The organism is Collinsella tanakaei (assembly GCF_016900375.1).
Taxonomy (GTDB): Bacteria; Actinomycetota; Coriobacteriia; order Coriobacteriales; family Coriobacteriaceae; genus Collinsella.
This window is the reverse complement of sequence record NZ_JACJKB010000008.1, coordinates 79,390-97,343: the sequence shown is the minus strand read 5'-3', so window position 1 is coordinate 97,343 and position 17,954 is coordinate 79,390. Positions and strand designations below refer to the sequence as shown.

The 17,954-nt window shown below is 65.6% G+C and carries 15 protein-coding genes; 1 reads left to right on the top strand and 14 read right to left on the bottom strand.

Features of this window, described 5'->3' with window-relative positions; all coding sequences use genetic code 11:
- Positions 1 to 445 precede the first annotated feature (445 nt).
- From H6A16_RS06570 to H6A16_RS06560, 3 genes are all read right to left on the bottom strand, one after another.
- Positions 446 to 3,289 carry an InlB B-repeat-containing protein gene (locus H6A16_RS06570; RefSeq protein WP_204617347.1) on the bottom strand — a complete coding sequence of 948 codons (2,844 nt, stop codon included), beginning with the start codon at positions 3,287 to 3,289 and terminating at the stop codon, positions 446 to 448.
- A gap of 352 nt (positions 3,290 to 3,641) precedes the next feature.
- Positions 3,642 to 4,274: a hypothetical protein gene (locus H6A16_RS06565; RefSeq protein ID WP_204617345.1), complete on the bottom strand. Its 633-nt coding sequence runs from the start codon at positions 4,272 to 4,274 to the stop codon at positions 3,642 to 3,644.
- Positions 4,275 to 4,459: 185 nt separating this feature from the next.
- Positions 4,460 to 5,713, bottom strand: coding sequence for a helix-turn-helix domain-containing protein (locus tag H6A16_RS06560; RefSeq protein ID WP_204617343.1), 1,254 nt, complete (start codon positions 5,711 to 5,713; stop codon positions 4,460 to 4,462).
- Between the two features lie 353 nt (positions 5,714 to 6,066).
- Here H6A16_RS06560 and H6A16_RS06555 point away from each other — a divergent pair, with 353 nt between their 5' ends.
- A complete protein-coding gene (locus H6A16_RS06555; protein WP_204617341.1) occupies positions 6,067 to 7,047 on the top strand; it encodes a Fic family protein in 981 nt (326 codons plus the stop codon).
- A gap of 403 nt (positions 7,048 to 7,450) precedes the next feature.
- Here H6A16_RS06555 and H6A16_RS06550 read toward each other — a convergent pair whose 3' ends face one another.
- The 11 genes from H6A16_RS06550 to H6A16_RS06500 all read right to left on the bottom strand — a co-directional run bounded on the left by H6A16_RS06550 (position 7,451) and on the right by H6A16_RS06500 (position 17,920).
- Complete coding sequence (locus H6A16_RS06550; RefSeq protein WP_204617339.1) at positions 7,451 to 7,828, bottom strand: hypothetical protein; 378 nt, start codon at positions 7,826 to 7,828, stop codon at positions 7,451 to 7,453.
- A gap of 705 nt (positions 7,829 to 8,533) precedes the next feature.
- A complete protein-coding gene (gene holA, locus H6A16_RS06545) occupies positions 8,534 to 9,496 on the bottom strand; it encodes a DNA polymerase III subunit delta (protein ID WP_204617337.1) in 963 nt (320 codons plus the stop codon).
- A gap of 30 nt (positions 9,497 to 9,526) precedes the next feature.
- The gene (locus tag H6A16_RS06540; RefSeq protein WP_204617334.1) at positions 9,527 to 11,743 is read right to left on the bottom strand and encodes a DNA internalization-related competence protein ComEC/Rec2; all 2,217 of its coding nucleotides are present in this window, start codon (positions 11,741 to 11,743) and stop codon (positions 9,527 to 9,529) included.
- Between the two features lie 119 nt (positions 11,744 to 11,862).
- Positions 11,863 to 12,648 carry a helix-hairpin-helix domain-containing protein gene (locus H6A16_RS06535; RefSeq protein ID WP_204617332.1) on the bottom strand — a complete coding sequence of 262 codons (786 nt, stop codon included), beginning with the start codon at positions 12,646 to 12,648 and terminating at the stop codon, positions 11,863 to 11,865.
- 239 nt (positions 12,649 to 12,887) lie between these two features.
- Positions 12,888 to 14,117: a tRNA uracil 4-sulfurtransferase ThiI gene (gene thiI / locus H6A16_RS06530; RefSeq protein ID WP_204617330.1), complete on the bottom strand. Its 1,230-nt coding sequence runs from the start codon at positions 14,115 to 14,117 to the stop codon at positions 12,888 to 12,890.
- Positions 14,118 to 14,123: 6 nt separating this feature from the next.
- Positions 14,124 to 14,405 carry a DNA-directed RNA polymerase subunit omega gene (locus tag H6A16_RS06525; RefSeq protein WP_204617327.1) on the bottom strand — a complete coding sequence of 94 codons (282 nt, stop codon included), beginning with the start codon at positions 14,403 to 14,405 and terminating at the stop codon, positions 14,124 to 14,126.
- A gap of 6 nt (positions 14,406 to 14,411) precedes the next feature.
- Positions 14,412 to 14,981, bottom strand: a complete 570-nt coding sequence (gene gmk, locus H6A16_RS06520) for a guanylate kinase (protein WP_204617325.1) — start codon at positions 14,979 to 14,981, stop codon at positions 14,412 to 14,414.
- On the bottom strand, positions 14,982 to 15,290 hold the full coding sequence (mihF, locus tag H6A16_RS06515; RefSeq protein WP_204560051.1) for an integration host factor, actinobacterial type: 309 nt from the start codon (positions 15,288 to 15,290) through the stop codon (positions 14,982 to 14,984). It lies immediately after the preceding gene.
- Between the two features lie 202 nt (positions 15,291 to 15,492).
- Positions 15,493 to 16,212: an orotidine-5'-phosphate decarboxylase gene (gene pyrF / locus H6A16_RS06510; RefSeq protein WP_204617323.1), complete on the bottom strand. Its 720-nt coding sequence runs from the start codon at positions 16,210 to 16,212 to the stop codon at positions 15,493 to 15,495.
- Positions 16,206 to 17,114 (bottom strand): dihydroorotate dehydrogenase, encoded by a 909-nt coding sequence (locus H6A16_RS06505; RefSeq protein WP_204617359.1) that lies wholly within the window; start codon positions 17,112 to 17,114, stop codon positions 16,206 to 16,208. The genes pyrF and H6A16_RS06505 overlap by 7 nt, the downstream gene beginning before the upstream one ends.
- Positions 17,115 to 17,125: 11 nt before the next feature.
- The gene (locus tag H6A16_RS06500; RefSeq protein ID WP_204617321.1) at positions 17,126 to 17,920 is read right to left on the bottom strand and encodes a dihydroorotate dehydrogenase electron transfer subunit; all 795 of its coding nucleotides are present in this window, start codon (positions 17,918 to 17,920) and stop codon (positions 17,126 to 17,128) included.
- Positions 17,921 to 17,954: the final 34 nt, after the last annotated feature.

Sequence of the window (17,954 nt, the reverse complement as noted above, 5' to 3'; positions counted from 1 at the left end):
TGGTGCCCTCCTCCGTCGCATGTGGCGCGCGGCCACGGTTGGTGGTACGACCATTGTCGCCCGACCCACGGAGCCGCGACAGGGGGAGGGCCCAATGTTCAGCTCATATCGTCTTGGGAAAAAAGTGCCTGTCCCTATTTTCCCTGGGAAAATAGGGACAGGCACTTTTTTCCCATTTTGCGGGCCCGCTCCGGATATGGGCAACCTGACGTCTGCGGGAACAGTCCCAATCGTTTTAGGGACGCACAGCAACGCAACCCCACCGCAGCGAACCTGTCCCCCGAGACGCCAAAGTGGCGCCTGCCACCCCGTCCCAACAGAGGCCACAAGGCCTGTCCCGGGAGAGGACATTTTGTCCCCTGGGACCCCCGTCCCCAATGGGGACAGAGCGGCGCCGGCGGGGGAAGTTCCCGCCGGCGCCGTGTTACACGTTGCAGCTCGAGACCTACTCCGCAGAGCGGGCGGAGAGGCTCATCATGAGGGCGGCCATCTCGGCACGCGTGCAAGCGCGGGTCGGCTGCAGCTCGCGCGCGCCGTCCGCGGTCTCGACACCGGAGAGTACGCCCTCGGCGACAGCCCAGGACAAGGCGTCAGACGCCCAAGGGGAAACCTCATCGGCATCGGGGAACGCGGAGAGGTCCGTGCGGGCAGACACATCGGCTCCCAGCACCGACGCGGCGTTCATGAGGACGCAGGCCGCCTGCTCGCGGGTGAGCGGGTCATCCGGCCCGAAGGAGCTCCCGTCGCCGTACCCGTTGAACACGCCGACACCAAGCGCCCAAGAAACACAAGAGGCGTACCAGGCGCCACCGTCGCAGTCCCCCGGCAGCCCAGACACATCCACATCAGGCTTGCCCGCCACGTTGTACAGCACCGCGGCCATCTGCGCGCGGGTGAGCGAGTCGTCCGTACCGAAGCGCCCCGAGCCGTCGGCGTAGCCGGTCATGATGCCGTGCAGCCACGTCCAGCGCACGGCCTCGGAGTACCACAGGTCCTCGTCGGCATCGGCAAACGGCAGCGCATGGCTGCGCGCATCGAGCGCGATGAGCCACGAGGAGGCATGGTCGATCGCAAGGCGAACGGTGCCGTCCTCATCCACAACACCGGACACCTCGAAGTCCAGCGCTTCCGCATCGTCGTCGTAGCGGTACAGGTTGGCATACATACCCGCGACGTCCTCACCCATGGGCGCGACAAGCGTCGCCTTGAAGCCAAACGGGCCATCGTGCTTGAGAGTGAGCTGCACCGTGCCTGCCTCGCCTGTGACAGAATTGATGAGGTTTACAGGGATGGTGCTGGTATTCAGGCTCACACCCATGTCAAGGTCGGTCAGGTCGGCGTTCTCCGGGATGTCCTGGCCGTTGACGGTCCAGGTGACGCCATTGCTCAGGCTGATCTCCAGGGTCACATCCCGGCCTGCCAGCTCCTCGAACACTTCTTTGTCCAGCTTGGTCTGGCCGGTGCGGAGGGTGATCTCCACGGTGCTGCCTTCCTTGGCGCTCTCGATCTTGTCCACGGCCTGCTGGCTGGGGGTCTTGCTGGGGGTGGTGGAGCCGCCGCTGGAATTGCGGTCAAAAATCGCCTGGATCTCCACATTTCCCGCAGGCATGGTGAATTGGTTATTCTGAATGGTGACGGTATTGGGAACAACGCTCCATCCATCAAAGTGGTACCCGCTGTCGGGGGTGGCGGTGAGGGTGACGGTTTCGCCCGCTGCCGCCGTGTTTTTGTCGGCGATGGCTGTGCCGTTACCCGACACATTGACAGTGACCGTATAGACCTGTTCAAACTTTGCGGTGAGGGTGCTGTCGCTGGTAGCGACGAAGGTAAAGGGATTGTCGCTACTCACCGACTGACCGCTCTGACCCACCCAGCCCACGAAGCGGTAGCCTGGATTGTTGGTAGCGGTGAGGGTGACAGATGTACCCTCTGTGTAATTGCCGCCGCCGGACACGCTGCCCGAACCTGCGGGGGTTACATCGGCCCTGATAGTGTAGGTGGTCGGTGGTGTATATGTCTCAACCGTCAGGGTGGCGGCTTGGCTGATGACGCTGACGCCGCCGGCGCTCTTCACCACGCAGCGGTATTGGTTGCCGCTCATACTGGTAGTGGTGCTGCTTATGGTATAGCTGGCGCTGGTTTCTTGGGAAATATCTGTCCAGTCACTTCCGCTGGCCGCAGTTTTCTGCTGCCACTGGTAGGTCGGGGTTTCACTCCCTGCGCTGGCCTCCACAGTAAAGGTGGCGCTTTGGCCCTTGGTCACCGTCTGGTCTGTGGGCTGGGCGGTGATGCTGGGGGTCGTGACCTCCGTGCCGTCGCTCAGGTTGCCCGACACGGTGCCGCCGTCCTCCACATTGATGGTGCCGTTGTTGGTCAATTTCTCATTGCAGTCGAGCTTGGAACCATCCGGGACGGTCAGGGTTTCGTCATTACCGATCTCCAAGTCCTCCTGCAAGGTCACATCGCCGTAGACAGTGCCGTTCTTGCCGTTAAAGACGATACCTCCGTTGCCATCGCCGCCTGCACCAACCTGAACACCCGTTTCCTCATTGTTAGTCAGTATTTTACTGTTTCTTGTATCTACCACTGCGTTGCCGCTGACGGTCAGGCTGGAAGTGCCAGCATTGCTCGTGCCAGACCAATAATAGTAAATTCCGACATTACCATTGCCACCGGTGGTCAGGCTGCCATTATTTACCGTAATAGTAGAAGTGGATGATGCGTCGGTACTAGAAATTAGATAAACTCCATACTGGGCAGGAGATGAAGCTGTAACATCCGCACCGTCGATATCCAGGTTCGTATTCTTTGAACTACATAGCGTAATTCCTGAATTACTCCCTTTCGGTTCGACATCTAAGCTGCCAGGACCCTTAATAGACAAGGAGGCATTTCCAGTCGTGGACTCTACACGAATCCCGCCGGTTCCCGTTATGGTACTATCTCCTTGTAATTCTATTTTGAGAGAAACATCGGCAGTTTGACTAAAGGCAATCACGCTACCTTCGTAGGTGTAACCTTCTGCAACATTCACAGTTCCATCGTAAGAAATCTCCGCCTGATTCAGCGTAAGGGTGACGCTGTCGGCGTCATAGTAAAACTGACCGCTGGAAGGACCTGTGCCCTCAACCTTTGTCCAAGTTCCATTTTGGTTTGCATAGCAGCCGCTTTCTTTGATTTGCTGACCGCCTACATACAGGTCAATTTCGTCCGCCGCCAGCGCCGTGACGGGCAGCAGGCCCAGGCAGAAGGCCAGGACGCAAAACAGGCTCAAAAATCGTTTTTTCATCTCACACTTCCTCCTTGGCTCTCACAGGGATTAAGGCGGCGATGGCCGCGGCCGCTGCAAGGACCGCGCCGATGGCAGCGAAAATGGCCCACCGCCGATTCCGCCGGTTGATCTCTCCAATGCGCCGCTTGACTGCGGCAACCCGTTCTTCCGTGGTTCGCATCATATTCCGCCTCCAATCTCCAAATTCCGAATGGTCAGCGCCCCGTCGGGGCGAGTGGTATAGCGGCTGTCCAGTTCTGACAGTGCCGCCACCAGTTCCGAGGCAGGCCGGGCCGTACAGCCCTGGGCCACCTGCTCCTGGGGTACCTCGTCCCCCTGGACGGACAGGCGCTGGTCATAGATGTTGTTATCAAACAGACGCGTCGTTGATGTTCAGGGAGACGTTGCCTGTTCCGCTTTTGACATATATTCCGTAACCAGAACCAGATACTCCCAGGCTGCCATTGTTTTCACCCGAAATAGTCAGGGTGGCGTTTGTACCATAGCTGGACGCGTCTATCTCTGCATTTAAAAAAATCCCATAGGTGCCTGTGATGGTATTCGTGCCAATCAGTTCGATGGTCAGGGCAACTGGTTGATCTTGGCTGCACAGAGCATAGATCCCGGCAGTGTGTGGATTATAGTATTGATGATAATTTCCTGTAATACTCGCACCTTTTAGCGTCAGGGTGGCGTTGGTAGGATTGTATCTGACACTCCAATTAGCAGAATTGTCGGTGGCATTTTCGACCCGTGTTAGCCCCCCACTGTTATCTGTAGTCCAGTAGGTGGTACTACTGCCACTTATAACCTGCCGATTTCCAACATAAAGCGTATTAGGCGCATCTTCTCCCGCCGCCAGCGCCGTGGCGGGCAGCGCGAGGGCGGAGACCACGAGCGCCGCGAGCAGCAGGCTCAACGACAGGGCTGCGGCGGCCAGCCGGCTCCGCCTCCGCGCGCCGCCCGTTTCCGACCGTTCGTTTCGTCTGATGTTCGGTGTCATGTCGCATGTTCCCCTCTCGGCGCATCGGGCCGCGTCGCCGGCGGCGGCAGGCCCGCGTGCCGCCTCTCGCGCCACGGCGATCGCCGTGCCCGCCGGGAGCGGCACCGGGATACTCTCGGCTTCATTATCCCAGCGCGCGGCCGGGCGCACATCACCCGCCCAAGGGGCGGACACGGGTGGTGGGCTCATGCGAGCATGAAGCGAGCGAGGTCCCTCCTGCTCGAGACGCCGAGCTTTCGCATGGACGCGGAGAGGCAGCTCTTCACCGTGTTCACGGAGACGCCCAGGTGCTCCGCGATCTGGGCGTTGGTCCAGTCGCGGGCCGCGAGCATGCACGCCGCGAACTCCGTGGTGGTGAGGTTGTCGGCGACGTCGTCGCCGGTCGCCGGGTTGTGGATGCGCCGCCACCCTGCGGAGAAGCGGTAGGTGATGTCGATGATGCGGCGGAAGTCGTCGGGCCACGCGGGCTTTATCGCCGCCTCGAGCATGCCGCCCAGAAGCCCGTGGTGCTCGCCGAAGCCCTCGATGAGGCCGTCGGGGCGCGCGAGCTCCCACGCGGCGAGAAGATGCGCGCGGGCCTCGTCGACGCGCCGCAGGGACACGAGGTCCATCACGGCGACAAGGTGCAGGTAGATCGACGGGATGGGGTGCACCGCGCCCTGAGCGAGCAACGCGGCCTCCGCGATGCCGAGGCTGCGGGCGTAGTCGCCCGAGAGGTATACGGCGTGCGCGCGCACGTAGAGCGCGAATGCGCGCAGGCCCGGGGACAGGAGCGGGAGCAGGGCGTCGGTGTCGGATACCGACGCGGGGACGGGCAGGTGCAGCAGCACGCTCGCCGTCTGCGCGATGAACGCCTCGGCGGCGCTGGCGCGCGGGTCGGCGGCGGACGTTTCGGCAAGGGCGCCGCGCGCCGCCGCAAGCGCCCGCTGAGCCCGGTCGATGCGGCCGAGTGGCAGGTTGGCATAGGCGCAGATCAGACAGGCCGACAGGCGCGCGCCCAGGTCCTCGTGGCAAAAGTAGGGCTCCGCGGCCGCCGCGGCGTCCTCGGCACGACCGCTGAAGTAGGCAAGCTCGGCCCGGGCGATGTCGCGGGCTGCGCCCTCGGGGAAGGACGCGGCGGCTTCCGCCGCGCTCCCGGGGACGAACGGCGTTGCCATGAGCGGCATGAGGCCGTCGAGGGGGAAGGGGGGCACACCGGCTCCGGCGTCTGCCGCATCATCGGTTTTGACATCGGTTTCCCCCGCGGGAGCCGGGGCGGCAACCGCGTGCGATGTGCTTGAGCGGCGCGGGTCGTCCGGCTTGGGCGCATCCTCGGGAATGCGCCACGCGCGACCGAAGCGCTCGGCGCCCGCGACGCGGCCCTCCGCACAGAGGACCTGCACGCGCCGGGGCGTGACGCCCCACTTCCTCGCGGCCTCCGCCGCCGTCATCCAGCCCATGGCGCCTCCGCTCCCTCGGTCTTTTCCCCATCATACTTGAACTGGCTTCGCGTACGCGAACACTTCGGCGCATGGCGGCTTTGTGACGCGACCGTAGCCTGTGCCCATCTGATGGGTGCGGGGTGGTTCTTTGCCCGCCCTACTGCAAGGACAGGCAGGTGGGTGGCTTGCAGGCCGAGGCGGGGCTCGAAGAGCAACGCGCGACGCGGCAGCCGTCGGAGCTGCAGAGCGGGCAGGCGTAGCAGTCCGCCCAGCAGGGCACAACGCCGAGGAGATCGTGGTCCGAGGATCGATGTCGCAGGCAAGCTTTTACCGCCAATGGCGGTAAAATGATGGCGGTAAAAGGAGGCGGCATGGCATACGAACCACCTTTTGAGCAGACAACCGAAATCAGCAACCTCTGCATGGAGATCGCCGAGCTCGTCGGCATGATCCACCCCACCTCGGAACTCAGCACGAGCCCGACGCTCCACCGCGAGCTCCGGATACGCACCATCCGCTCATCGCTCATGATCGAGGGCAACACCCTCTCTGAAGAGGCGGTGACCGCCATCATGGACGGCAAGCGCGCGCTGGGGCCAGCCAAGGACATCCTCGAAGTAAAGAACGCCCAGCGCGCCTACGCCCTCGCTCCGTCGCTCGATCCGTACAGCGTGGAGGACTTCTTGCGCGCGCATCGCGAAATGATGGAGGGGCTCGTCGAGGGCGCCGGCTGCTTCCGCGCCAAAAACGCCGGCGTCTTCGATGGGACCGAGCTCATCCATGCGGGAACGCCAGCCGGCTACGTCCCCAGCGTCATCGCCGACCTGTTCGCCTGGCTCGCCTCGACAGACCTCCATCCGCTTCTCTCCTCCTGCATCTTCCACTACGAATTCGAGTTCATCCACCCGTTCGCCGACGGGAACGGTAGGACGGGAAGGCTCTGGCACACGATGCTCCTCGCCCGCTGGCGTCCGGCCCTCGCTTGGCTCCCCGTCGAGAGCGTCATCCGAGAGCGCCAGCAGGACTACTACGCCGCGCTCGCGCAATCAAACCGCGACGGCTCGTCGGAGGCGTTCGTCACGTTCATGCTCAGGGTCATCCGCGACGCGCTGCGACCCTTCGCGACCCCCGAAGAAAAGCGACGTGAGCGAGGGCAACGGGCGCTCTCCTACTTCGCGGCGCACCCAAAGGGAACGGTACCCGAGCTGGCGGACGAGCTCGGCTGCTCCAAGCGCTCCGCCGAGCGCATCGTGGCCAAGCTGCGCGAAGACGGGCTGCTCGTTCGCGAAGGCAGCGCCCGCGGCGGAAGGTGGGTCGTCCCAGGCCGCCCCGATGGCGCCGATGCGCTCTAAGGCGGCTCAACGATTAACTTTGGACCAATACGCATCACATCGTGGCAATCCCGGCAGCAACGATGGCACGATGCAGACAAGACCTCCCATGCAAACAAGCGCGCCTTATCACCACTCAGCAATCAGATCGCACACTCCCATTGCCACTCGTCTACGTGGCGTACCGCCGTCTCGCCATTCACCGGAATCGGTCGGTTCTTGAGCGACTGAGTTGAACTCAAAAGCGAACTCAACCCCCTCCCTATCGGTCAGCGTCTCTCCGAGACAACCCACACAACACGAGGAAGGCAGACATCTCTAGCATAGACGGGCTCAGCAATTACCGCCGAGGCTTTCTACCGAGTTTCCTGCCCGATAGGTCGTCGACCTGCCGCGCCCCCACACAGCCCATGGGGTCGACTTCTCAGAGAGCGCGCTCCGCCGCCGTCGGGCGGTGCTCCAGCATGAGGCCAAGCCGCCCGACCTCGTCCAGGACCCTGAGGGCGGCGCGGTAGCGCTCGCGCCTTTCGGAGAGCGCCGCCTCGTCGGGCCGCCCGTAGCCCTCGAACCGCGTCTCGTCCAGGTTGTGCGCGAGGTCGGCGCGCCTGATCGTGCGGGCGACCGGGTTGGTGGCGAGGGCGCCCACATAGTCGCGGTAAGGCACGGCGGGATCGCGCGTGAGCAGGCGCAGGGCATCGGTCACCTCCGGCGGAAACTCGCGCTCCAGATCCTCGAGCGTTACGGGCGTGTCCTCCACCACGTCGTGCAGCAGGGCGACGCAGGTCGTGGTCTCGTCGGACATCTCGCACTTCGAGGTAGCGCTGCGCGAGCCGTACGACAGAACCCTCCGCGAGACGCGTTCCCGCCCACCGCCGTGGATGCCGACACCATCCGGCTGGCGTGCGACCTGCGCCCGAAGGCGGCGGAGACCGTACGGAGACAATGTTGAGACCTCCGTGGAGCACTACGTGCGCGAGGCCTGCCCACCACCCCGGGGCGTCCGCGATGGTCGGGGCGTTGAGGGTCGTCCACTCGCGTGCGGGCAGGCAGAAGGTCGCCGCCGAGCTCAATCGGACGTCCTCCCGGATGATACGCTCAAACGCACTGCCGATGAAGGAGGCGGCGCGGACGATTCGCGGGGAGCGGAAGACGTACTCAACCAGTTCTCCACGAGGCCGTCGAGCGGGATCCTCAAAGGGCATGAACACGGCTATCCAGTCACCCAGACGCGCCTCGAGGACTTCAGAAACATCGGGTGCTTCGCCACGATGATATTCCCCCGACCGGGCAGGCTCGGCTTCTCCGGCTGGCATCGACGTGCGCCGCCCGCCAAAATCGCCGAAAAGCCAGTTTTCATGGCGAGACGGGGCGCTCGTCGGCAACGTCACCCCTGCGGCGAACCCAAAGACGAAAGCGCGAGGCGGCAGCCCTGGGCCGAGCGCCCGCCGGAAGGAGTGCGGCATGGCAGGCCGCATGCGATGCGCAGCCACCCCAGCGCCTATCTCCCCTATCCCCTCGTGCAGATCTTGGTGACCCACAGCTGCAGGGCGAGCGCCGAGTCGGCAGAGCCCTTCAGGGCGGATTCGACCTCGACGGCGTCCGACAGCGCATCGATAAGCTCACTCATCTTGAAGCGCCGCGCCCACGTGAGGTGGTTTTTCACCTGCCAGCTCTGGACGCCGAGCACAGAGGCGAGCTCGCGGCCCGTTCCGCGCGCATCGAGCGCCTTGGCGGTAATGAGTTCGCGCAGCCGCGTTACCAACAGCGAAAACAGGCGCACCTCGCTGCGGTCCGGCTGGAGCGCCAGCAGCTCGAGGGCGCGCGGCAGGTCGCGGGCAGACACCGCGTTCAGGAAGTCCCAGGGCTTGACCTCGGCGGTGCGCATCACCAGGCGCTCGACGTCGGCAAGCGTGATCTCGGGGCCCTCCACCATCTGCGAGAGGCGCTTGAGCTCGTTGTCGAGCATGCGCGACTGCTCGCCGGCGCGGCTCACCAGCGCCTCGGCCGCCGGCAGCCCGATGGTCTTGCCGTGCGCGCGCGCCATCGACACGACCTGCTTGGGCATCTCCCACGCCTTCTTGGGCGTGCAGTCGACCACGGCCTTCTTGTCGATCTTGGCGATCGCCTTGTACAGCCGCGTGTTCTTGGCAAGCGTGTTCGCCACCACCAGGCACACGGTGGTGGGCGACGGGTCGGCGAAGTACTCCACGAGCGGCTCGCTCACGGCCTTGGGCAAGCGATCGCAGCCGTCCAGAATCACCAAGCGGAAGTCCGAGCCCATCGGGAAGGTGTTCAGCGAGGCGATGATGTCGTCGATGGCGGGATCGCGCGTCATATCCCGCTCGTCGAGGTTGAACTCGGCCATGCCGCTCTTCTCGAGGCGCGCCTTCATGCGCTCGATCGCGCGCGAGCGCTTGTACTCGTCGGCGCCCACGATGAGATACGCGGGCAGCAGCGCAGATGCGGCCATGGGTTCAGATCCTTCCTTCTCGGCGTTGCCCTATTCTACCCGCACGGGGCGCTGGGTGCGCACGCGGATTCCATCTGGGCACGACTCGACCGTGACATCGCCCGCATCGATCGTGCAGAGCATGCGCGCCCCGCTGCGCTCGACGGCCTCGACGCATTCCTCTGCGGGATGGCCGTAGGAGTTGCCCCGCCCCGCGCTCGCGATGGCAAGCGCGGGATCGAGCCGATCGAGCACCGCATCGTCCACCGATTCCGCCGAACCGTGATGACCGAGTTTGAGCACGTCCACACGACCCACCTCGGCTGCGTACAGCCGCTCCTGGTCCACCTCGGTGTCGCCGGTCAGCAGCGCATCGAGCCGGCCCGCCCGGCCCTTGTAGTCGACATCCAGCGCCAGCGACTCGGCGTTCTCGGTACCGACGACCTCCTTGCGCGGCCATACGGCCGTGCAGGCGAACCCGCCCACGACGAGCCGGTCGCCGACGCCGATCTCCTCGATGTCGGCAGCGCGGTTCCCGAGAGCGCCAACCGCCTCTTCCGGAATCCCCTCCGCGGCGCCGTTGGCAACAACGATACGGTCGACCTGCACCGTCTCCAGAATAGCTGGAAGTCCGCCCCAGTGATCGCGATCCCAGTGCGAGATGACCACCGTGTCGATCTGGTACACGTGGTTGCGCGCAAGGGCGCTCACCGCGGCATCGTCCACCCCCGCATCCATGAGCAGGCAGGCGGGGCCTTCGCGCACGAGGATCGCATCGGCCTGGCCGACGTCGAGCACCGTGATGGACGCGGGCGCGAACAGCAGCCAGTAGCCGAACCACGATCCGGCAAGCGCGCACGTTCCTCCAGCGCCCCATGCGATCTGGCACCTCGTCGGATCTGGCCAGCGGACATATACTGCCGCCGCAAGCGCGTAGAGCAAAAGCAGGTGTGCGTCCTCGATGGCAACGGGAATCGACGCGAGCGGGACGGACGAGAGCGCCTCGGCGGCAAAGATCGAAAGGGTTGCCAACGCGGAGGGAACCTCCATGACGCTCGCGGCCCAGGGCGCCACAAGGCATACGGGCACGGCGATAAGCCCCGCGATGAGCAGAGCGCTCATCAACGGCCCGACGACGAGGTTCGCAAGCGGCGCGATGAGCGAAAGCTGGCCGAACACCGGCAGCGTCAACGGCAGGGTCGCCCACTGCGCAGCCAGGGTGAGCGACAGGGCCTCGGCCACCATGGCGGGAAGCCCCAGGCGCGCGAGCAAACACGAAAGATAGCGGCCGAACACCTGGATGAACAGGACGCTTGCCGCCGACAGCTGAAAACCGAGGTCGTAGACAACGCCCGGGCGCACGACGATGAACGCGATGACCGTGATCGAAAGCGAGGACAACCCATGCCCACGGCGCCGTCCGCCCTGGGCCGTCATGGTCAGGCATACCATGGCGGCAGAACGCACCGCCGAGGGCGCAGCGCCGGTGAACACCACGTAGCACACGGCCATGGTCCCGATGATCGCGAAGCGCGTGCCGCGCGAGCACCGGGTGCGCGCAAGAGCCCGCTGGACGAACGACGCGATGAGCGCGAGATGGCTTCCCGACACCGCCACGAGATGCGACAGGCCGGTCGCGCTGAACACGCGCGACGCGTCGGAGTCGGAAAGCTCGGTCGTGCTGCCGCAGACGGTGCCCGCCACGAGGGCACGCGCCGGGCCGCTCTCGGGCGCGATAACGCCCAGCGCCGCGCGTCGCAGATCACGCAGGATGTCGATGCCCGCGGGCTCCCTGACGTTCAGGATGCGCATCGCGTCGACCGACGCAACCTCCCCGCGCATGAAGCGCGAACGCGCCCACTCGCTCGCATCGAGCGGCTCTATGCGCCCCACGATCGAAAGGCGACTGCCGATGGCAAACGCCTCATCCGCCGTAAGGCGCACCTTGGCGGCAAGGGCGCCGGTCTTGCCATCGCGCGCCTCCGCCGTGCACGAGATGCCGTATACGCCCCGGCTCGGCTCGGAGACGGCCGTGAACTCGTAGGCGCTCGCCGGCAATGCCATGCGGGCGCTGTCGGCCTCGAGCCCGCCCAGGTAGAAGGCAGACGCCAACGCCGCCGCGACCGACGCGGCTCCCGCCCAGCGCATCATGCTTGCCACAAAACGCGGCAGCCGGCGACGCAAGCAATACGTCGCAAGCGCCGCAGCGGCGCCCGCCGCGCAGCATGCGGCGGGCGCCGTACCGTTCAGCCAAGGCTCGGCCCTCAAGCACCTTCCCTGCCACCCAAGTTCCAGCAGAACCGCCGCGACCGCAAGCGCGGCGACGGCACCAGCAAACGAAGGCGGAAGGTACGGCCTGCTCGGCAGCTCCTCCCTCTCGCCCATGGTCACACGCAGATGAGCGACGAGAGCTTCTCGAACTTCTTCTCGCCGATGCCCGAGACGCGCATGATGTCCTCGACCGAGGCGAAGGGTCCGTTCTGCGTGCGATCGTCGATGATGGATTGCGCGGTCGAGGGGCCGATCCCGGGCAGCGCGTCGAGCTCATCGAGGCCGGCGCTGTTGATGTTGACGGGCGATGGCGCCGCGCTGCCCGAGGTCTCCAAGCCCGTAGCCCCCGTCGTCCCCGTAGCCCCCGCTGCCGCGGCATCGGCCCCCGATGTCGCCTCCTCCCCCTGCAGGGGCACGAACACCTGCGCGCCGTCCGCCAGGGGCGCCGCCCGGTTGATCTTCGACGCATCCGCCTCGGGGAGCAAGCCGCCCGCCGCGGCGATCGCATCGTTCACGCGTGCTCCTTGCGCAAGCGTCACCACCGAGGGGTTCACGACCGCACCGGCAACGTCGACGACGATCGTCGTGGGCACCGCGACCTCGACTTCTCCCCCATCGCCTTCTGCCGTCTCCGACGCGGCTCCGTCGCCCGAATCGTCTCCTGCAGCCGCGCCCTCGTCACCGGCCCCCGCGTCGTCATCGGCACGCAGCTCCTCGGTGCCCTCTGCGCCCTCGTCCTGGCGCTCGATGACCACCCCGCCCGCCTGCAGGGCCCCAAGGGCGCAGACCCCGGCGAGCAGGGCCAGCACAAGGGCCGCCACCGCCAGATACAGCGGACGGTCCTTCACCAGCCCCGCGGCACGCGCCATGCCGCTCTCATCACGCATCTCAACCTGTGCCATACCGCCACCTCCTTCCCGCCATGGTTTCACGGCGGGAGCATGCGGCGGCAGACGAAGCGCAATCGAATCCCCGCGGCCTTACGGGCATCTATACGCCATCTTGCCCTGCTGTCGGATTCGGGTGAGAACCAGCCAGATCGCAGGCCCAACGCATACGAAAAAGCCCCCTGGCTCATCCCGAAGCGACGTCGGAGAGACCCAGGGGGAAAAATGTGAAGAAACGCCTTCGAAAAACGCGTTTAGCCGCGCGGCGCCAACGTGTCGTGGCGCTCCGAAAGCGCGCGGGGCGCATGGTAGCAGGGCGCCGGGTAGTCGATGTACTCGGCGGCCTCGACCAGCTGCTCGATCATGGCATCGTGGTCGAACATGTCCCATGCCGCATGGACCGCGTCCATCTTGGCATGGGTCTCGGGACGCCGCGGCATGAACAGCGTGCAGCAGTCCGGCGCGTCCTGCGTCGAGATCTCGTAGGTGCCGATCTCCTTGGCGCGCGCGATGATCTCCTGCTTATCGGAGCCGATCAGCGGCCTGAACACCGGAAGGTCGACGACCTCGTTGACCGCCATGATGTTCTCGAGCGTCTGAGACGCCACCTGGCCGAGCGACTCGCCCGTGACGATAGCCTTGGCGCCCTCGAGGGCAGCCAGGCGCTCGGTCACGGCATACATGACGCGGCGGTACATGATCACGCGCAGGTCGCTCGGGCACGCAAGCGAGATCTCGCGCTGGCAGTCGCCGAAGGGGACGACGTACACGCGGCCGATCTGCACCGCGGGCGCCAGAGCCGAGACGATGTCCTGAACCAAAAACTCGCTCGTATCGGAGGTCTGCGGACGGCCCGAGAAGTGCACGGGCACCGGAACGGCGCCGCGGCGGGCGAGCATCCACGTGGCAACGGGCGAATCGATGCCGCTCGAGAGCAAGGTCATGACCTTGCCCGCACTGCCCTGGGGCAGGCCGCCCACGCCGCGGATGCTGCGCGCGTACACATAGACGCTGCCCTGCACCACCAGCACATGGACGGTGGCGTCGGGGTCGTGCATGCGCACGAGCTTGTCGGGATACGCCTCGCACAGCACCTCGCCCACCTGACGGTTCAAATCGATCGAGGTGAGCTCGTAGTCGGTATTGGACCGCTTTGCCGCGACCTTGAACGTGGTGAACTCCCCCGCCTCGGCAAGCGCCTTGACGGCGGCGTTGCAATACTCGTGCGGCTCGCGGTTCGTGTGGAACGCGAGCGACACGCGCGCCACGCCGGGCACGCGCGCGATCAGCTCGAAGGCGCGCTCGGCCTCGCCGGCCACGGAGAACGTGACCAGCAGGTGGCCGGAGATGCGCACGATCGTAGCCACGGAAAAGGCGGCCAAGGCCGCCTTGAGGTTATCCATGAGGATGCGCTCGAAATGAGCGCGGTTCTTTCCCTTGAGCCCGATCTCGTGATAGTGGACCAGGCAGACACGGCTTGCCATGGGGCCTTACGCCTCCGGCGTGCTGTGCCTGAGCGCATCGTGGAAGCGCTCGTGATCGAAGGAGATATCGCCGTCGAGGATCTCGTCCATCGCCATGGTGATGGTGTCGGCACCGGAGAGGGCGATCGTGATGTCGTCGACATCCTGCACCGCGAGCACGCGGCTGTGCTGGCCGCGCAGCATGCTGTTGATATCGCAGGCGCGCTTGGAAGCGAGCGAGGCCAGCAGGAAGCGGTTGTTCTCGGTCTTATCGAGCAGGTCGTCGATACGGGGCTTGATTACGGACACGGGGCCTCAGTTCCTTTCATGCTTCTTGATGACATCCAGGAGCTCCGCCGTGGAGCGCTCGAGGTCGTCGTTCACGACGATGTCGTCGTAGCGGTCGGACAGGGCCATCTCGCGCTCGGCGTTGGCAAGACGCAGGGACAGGGAGTCCTCGGTCTCGCTCCCGCGGGCGATCAGGCGCTCCTTAAGGACAGAGAGCGAGGGAGGCATGATGAACAGCAGGACCGCCTCGGGGAAGCGCTCCTTAACCTGAAAGGCACCCTGAACGTCGATCTCGAGCACGAGCGACTGGCCGGAGGCGAGCTTGGAGGAGACCTCGCTCACCAGCGTGCCGTAGCGGTGCCCGTGGACCTCGGCCCACTCGACGAACTCGCCGGCGTCCACGCGGCGGGCGAACTCGTCATCGGACAGGAAATAGTAGTTCAGGCCATCTACCTCGCCCTCGCGCGGCTCCCTCGTGGTAGCAGAAACCGTCAGGCCGAGATCGGGGTACTGCTCGCGCACGCGCGCGACCAAGGTACCCTTTCCCGCACCTGACGGACCGGAAATCACAAAGAGCTTAGGGCTTACGCAGCACACTTACTTGGAGAGCTGCTCGAGCAGCTGCTCGCGCTGACGGACGCCGAGGCCCTGGACGCGACGGGTGGCAGAGATGCCCAGCTCGTCCATGATCTTGGCAGCCTTGGCCTTGCCGTAACCCGGCAGCGACTCGATGAGGGTGGAAACCTTCATGCGGGAAGCGATCGGATCGTCGGAGTTGAGGACGGACTCGAGGGTGACCTCACCCTTCTTGATCTTCTCGCGAAGCTCGGCGCGGGCGTGACGGGCGGCAGCGGCCTTCTCGAGAGCGGCCTTGCGCTGCTCATCGGTGAGCTGAGGAAGCGCCATGATACCTCCAATACGTAGGTTTACATATGATTCTACGCGTCTGCGCACGTAGACCAGTGGTTTTCGTGCACGCGCGGAACTACCTTAGTCGATGTTCCTGCAAGTTTCAAGCAAAACCGCAGGAAGATACGACAAACGGTCACGCGCTCCATAGAACGTACGCGACCGGGGGCGGCGAGGGATGCCCGCGCCGCCCCGTGCGCTAAGCCTGCTCGACAAGCTCGGCGACGATGGCCTCGAAGGCCGCTACCGGGTCATCTGCACTGGTAATAGGCCTGCCGACCACGATATGGCTCGCGCCGCCAGCGATAGCGGCAGCGGGCGTGGCCACGCGGCTCTGGTCGCCGAGGGCTGCGCCGGCGGGACGAACGCCCGGCGTGACGATGAGCGCATCCTCACCTAGAAGTTCACGCATGCGGGTCGCTTCCTGCGGAGAGCACACGACGCCGTCGATACCGTTATCGCGCGCGAGCCGCGCCAGACGGTCGGCCTCGTCGGCCACCGGGGCGTCGACGCCGATGGAATCGAGCGCCTGCTGGTCCATGCTCGTGAGCACCGTGACGGCGATCACCTTGGCGCGCTCGCCATCGCCGGCGGCGGCAGCGGCGCCCTCGACGGCGGCGGCCATCATGGGACCCGCGCCGAGACCATGGACGGTCAGCAGGTCGGCGCCCGTGGACGCGGCTGCCTCGGCGGCGCCGCGCACCTGATGCGGGATGTCATGGAGCTTGAGGTCCAAGAACACCTTGAAGCCGCGCTCGCGAATCTCGCGCACGATGGCGGGGCCCTCGGCGTAGAAGAGCGTCATGCCGACCTTGAGCCAGCAAGCATGGCCTGAAAGCGCGTCGGCCAGCTCGAGGGCGCGCTCGCGCCCGCAGTCGATGGCGACGATCACGCGCTCGCGCGCATCGGTCTCTAGCATATGACGGCCCCCCTGAGCTCGTTGATGTCGGACACGCCCTGGCTTTCGGCCCACTCCTCGAGCTCGTGCAGGATGCGAACCGAGGAGGTGGGGTCGTTGAAGTTGGCCATGCCGACCGAGACGCAGGTCGCGCCGGCAAGGATGAACTCGGCCGCGTCCTCGCCGGTCATGACGCCGCCCACGCCGTTGATGGGCAGGTCGACGGCGTTGGCGACCTCCCAGACCATGCGCACGGCGATGTGGTGGCACAGCGGGCCCGACATACCGCCCGTGGGCTTGGACAGACGCGAGCGCCTGGTGTGGACGTCGATGGCCATGCCCGAGATGGAGTTGATCACCGAAAGGCCGTCGGCGCCCTCCGCCTCGAGGGCGCGGGCGATCTCGGCCACATTGACCGGGGCCATCTTGACGAGCAGCGGCTTGTCGGTGACCTTTCGGCAGGCGCGCATGACCTCGGCGGCGCCCGCAGGCGTCGAGCCGCACGCGGCGCCACCCGCGGCGATATTCGGGCAGCTCACGTTGATCTCGAAGCCGGCGGCCCAGGGGCACAGCTCGCAGAACAGCTCGAGCGCGCGGACGTACTCCTCGGTGGAGTGGCCGGCGACCTGGCAGATGACCTGCGTGCCCTTAGCGGTGAGGTCGGCCAGGTACTCGCCGGACTCCTCGGCAAAACCGCGGACGCCGGGGTTCTGCAGGCCCACGGAGTTCATCATGCCGCCGGGGATCTCGCACATGCGCGGAGCGGGGTTGCCCGGCCACGGCTCGGCGGCGCAGCCCTTCGTGGTGATGGCGCCCAGGTCGCTCACGTTGATGAACGGCTCGAACTGCCATCCCTGGCCGAACGTGCCGGCAGCCGTATTGATGGGATTCTTCATCTTGATGCCGCCGAAGTCGACGGCCATGCTCACCTGGCTCACCAGACCACCACCTTGCTCGCATCGAACACGGGGCCGCACATGCAGGCGCCCTTCATACCCTCGGTCGTCTCGACGTTGCACGTGTTGCAGGCGCCGAAGCCGCAGCTCATCATGCGCTCGAGCGAGGCCTCGCAGTACACGCCCGCACCGACAGCAGCCTCAGCCACCTTTTGCATCATGATGCCGGGGCCGCAGGTCGCCACGTAGCCGTAGGCGCCCTGCTCGAGCAGCTCGGTGGCGACGTCGGTCACGAAGCCGTGACGGCCCTCGGTGCCGTCGTCGGTGGCGACCTCGATGCGCTCGGCACCGAGGGCGTCGAGCTCGGACTCGCCGACGAGCACATCGGCGCTCTTGGCGCCAAGGCAGACATCGAACGGGATGCCCACGCTCCTCAGCGCGGCCGCCAGCGGAACGAGGGGCGGAACGCCAATGCCGCCGCCCACGAGCAGCGCGCGGGAACAGCCCTCGGGAACAGTCCAGCCATGACCACCCGGGCCGAGCACCGTGGAGTAGTCGCCCGGCTTCATGGCCGAAAGGCGACGCGTGCCGTCGCCCACGACGGCATACCAGACCTCGACCGTGCCGGTGCCCTCGTCGGCGCGCGCGTAAGACAGCGGGATGCGCAGCAGCGACTGGGCGTTGCCGGGCACATCGAAGTTCATGAACTGGCCGGGCTTGATGGCGGAGGCGAGAGCCGGGGCCTCGATGACGAGCGAGAAGATGCCCTGGGCGATCTTGTCGTTCGAGACGACCCTGAACTCATGCAGCCGCGCGGAAGAAGGTTGGGGCATACGCTGTTCCTCTCCTCGGTTGGATCTCTGCAGT

What these genes read in the sequence shown, in the direction of transcription:
- thiI (WP_204617330.1), bottom strand. Translation starts at nt 14,117, where the DNA reads ATGGCAAGCCGTGTCTGCCTGGTCCACTATCACGAGATCGGGCTCAAG.
- mihF (WP_204560051.1), bottom strand. Translation starts at nt 15,290, where the DNA reads ATGGCGCTTCCTCAGCTCACCGATGAGCAGCGCAAGGCCGCTCTCGAG.
- H6A16_RS06565 (WP_204617345.1), bottom strand. Translation starts at nt 4,274, where the DNA reads ATGACACCGAACATCAGACGAAACGAACGGTCGGAAACGGGCGGCGCG.
- H6A16_RS06500 (WP_204617321.1), bottom strand. Translation starts at nt 17,920, where the DNA reads ATGCCCCAACCTTCTTCCGCGCGGCTGCATGAGTTCAGGGTCGTCTCG.
- pyrF (WP_204617323.1), bottom strand. Translation starts at nt 16,212, where the DNA reads ATGCTAGAGACCGATGCGCGCGAGCGCGTGATCGTCGCCATCGACTGC.
- H6A16_RS06555 (WP_204617341.1), top strand. Translation starts at nt 6,067, where the DNA reads ATGGCATACGAACCACCTTTTGAGCAGACAACCGAAATCAGCAACCTC.
- H6A16_RS06560 (WP_204617343.1), bottom strand. Translation starts at nt 5,713, where the DNA reads ATGGGCTGGATGACGGCGGCGGAGGCCGCGAGGAAGTGGGGCGTCACG.
- H6A16_RS06570 (WP_204617347.1), bottom strand. Translation starts at nt 3,289, where the DNA reads ATGAAAAAACGATTTTTGAGCCTGTTTTGCGTCCTGGCCTTCTGCCTG.
- H6A16_RS06550 (WP_204617339.1), bottom strand. Translation starts at nt 7,828, where the DNA reads ATGTCCGACGAGACCACGACCTGCGTCGCCCTGCTGCACGACGTGGTG.
- holA (WP_204617337.1), bottom strand. Translation starts at nt 9,496, where the DNA reads ATGGCCGCATCTGCGCTGCTGCCCGCGTATCTCATCGTGGGCGCCGAC.
- H6A16_RS06535 (WP_204617332.1), bottom strand. Translation starts at nt 12,648, where the DNA reads ATGGCACAGGTTGAGATGCGTGATGAGAGCGGCATGGCGCGTGCCGCG.
- H6A16_RS06505 (WP_204617359.1), bottom strand. Translation starts at nt 17,114, where the DNA reads ATGGCCGTCGACTTCGGCGGCATCAAGATGAAGAATCCCATCAATACG.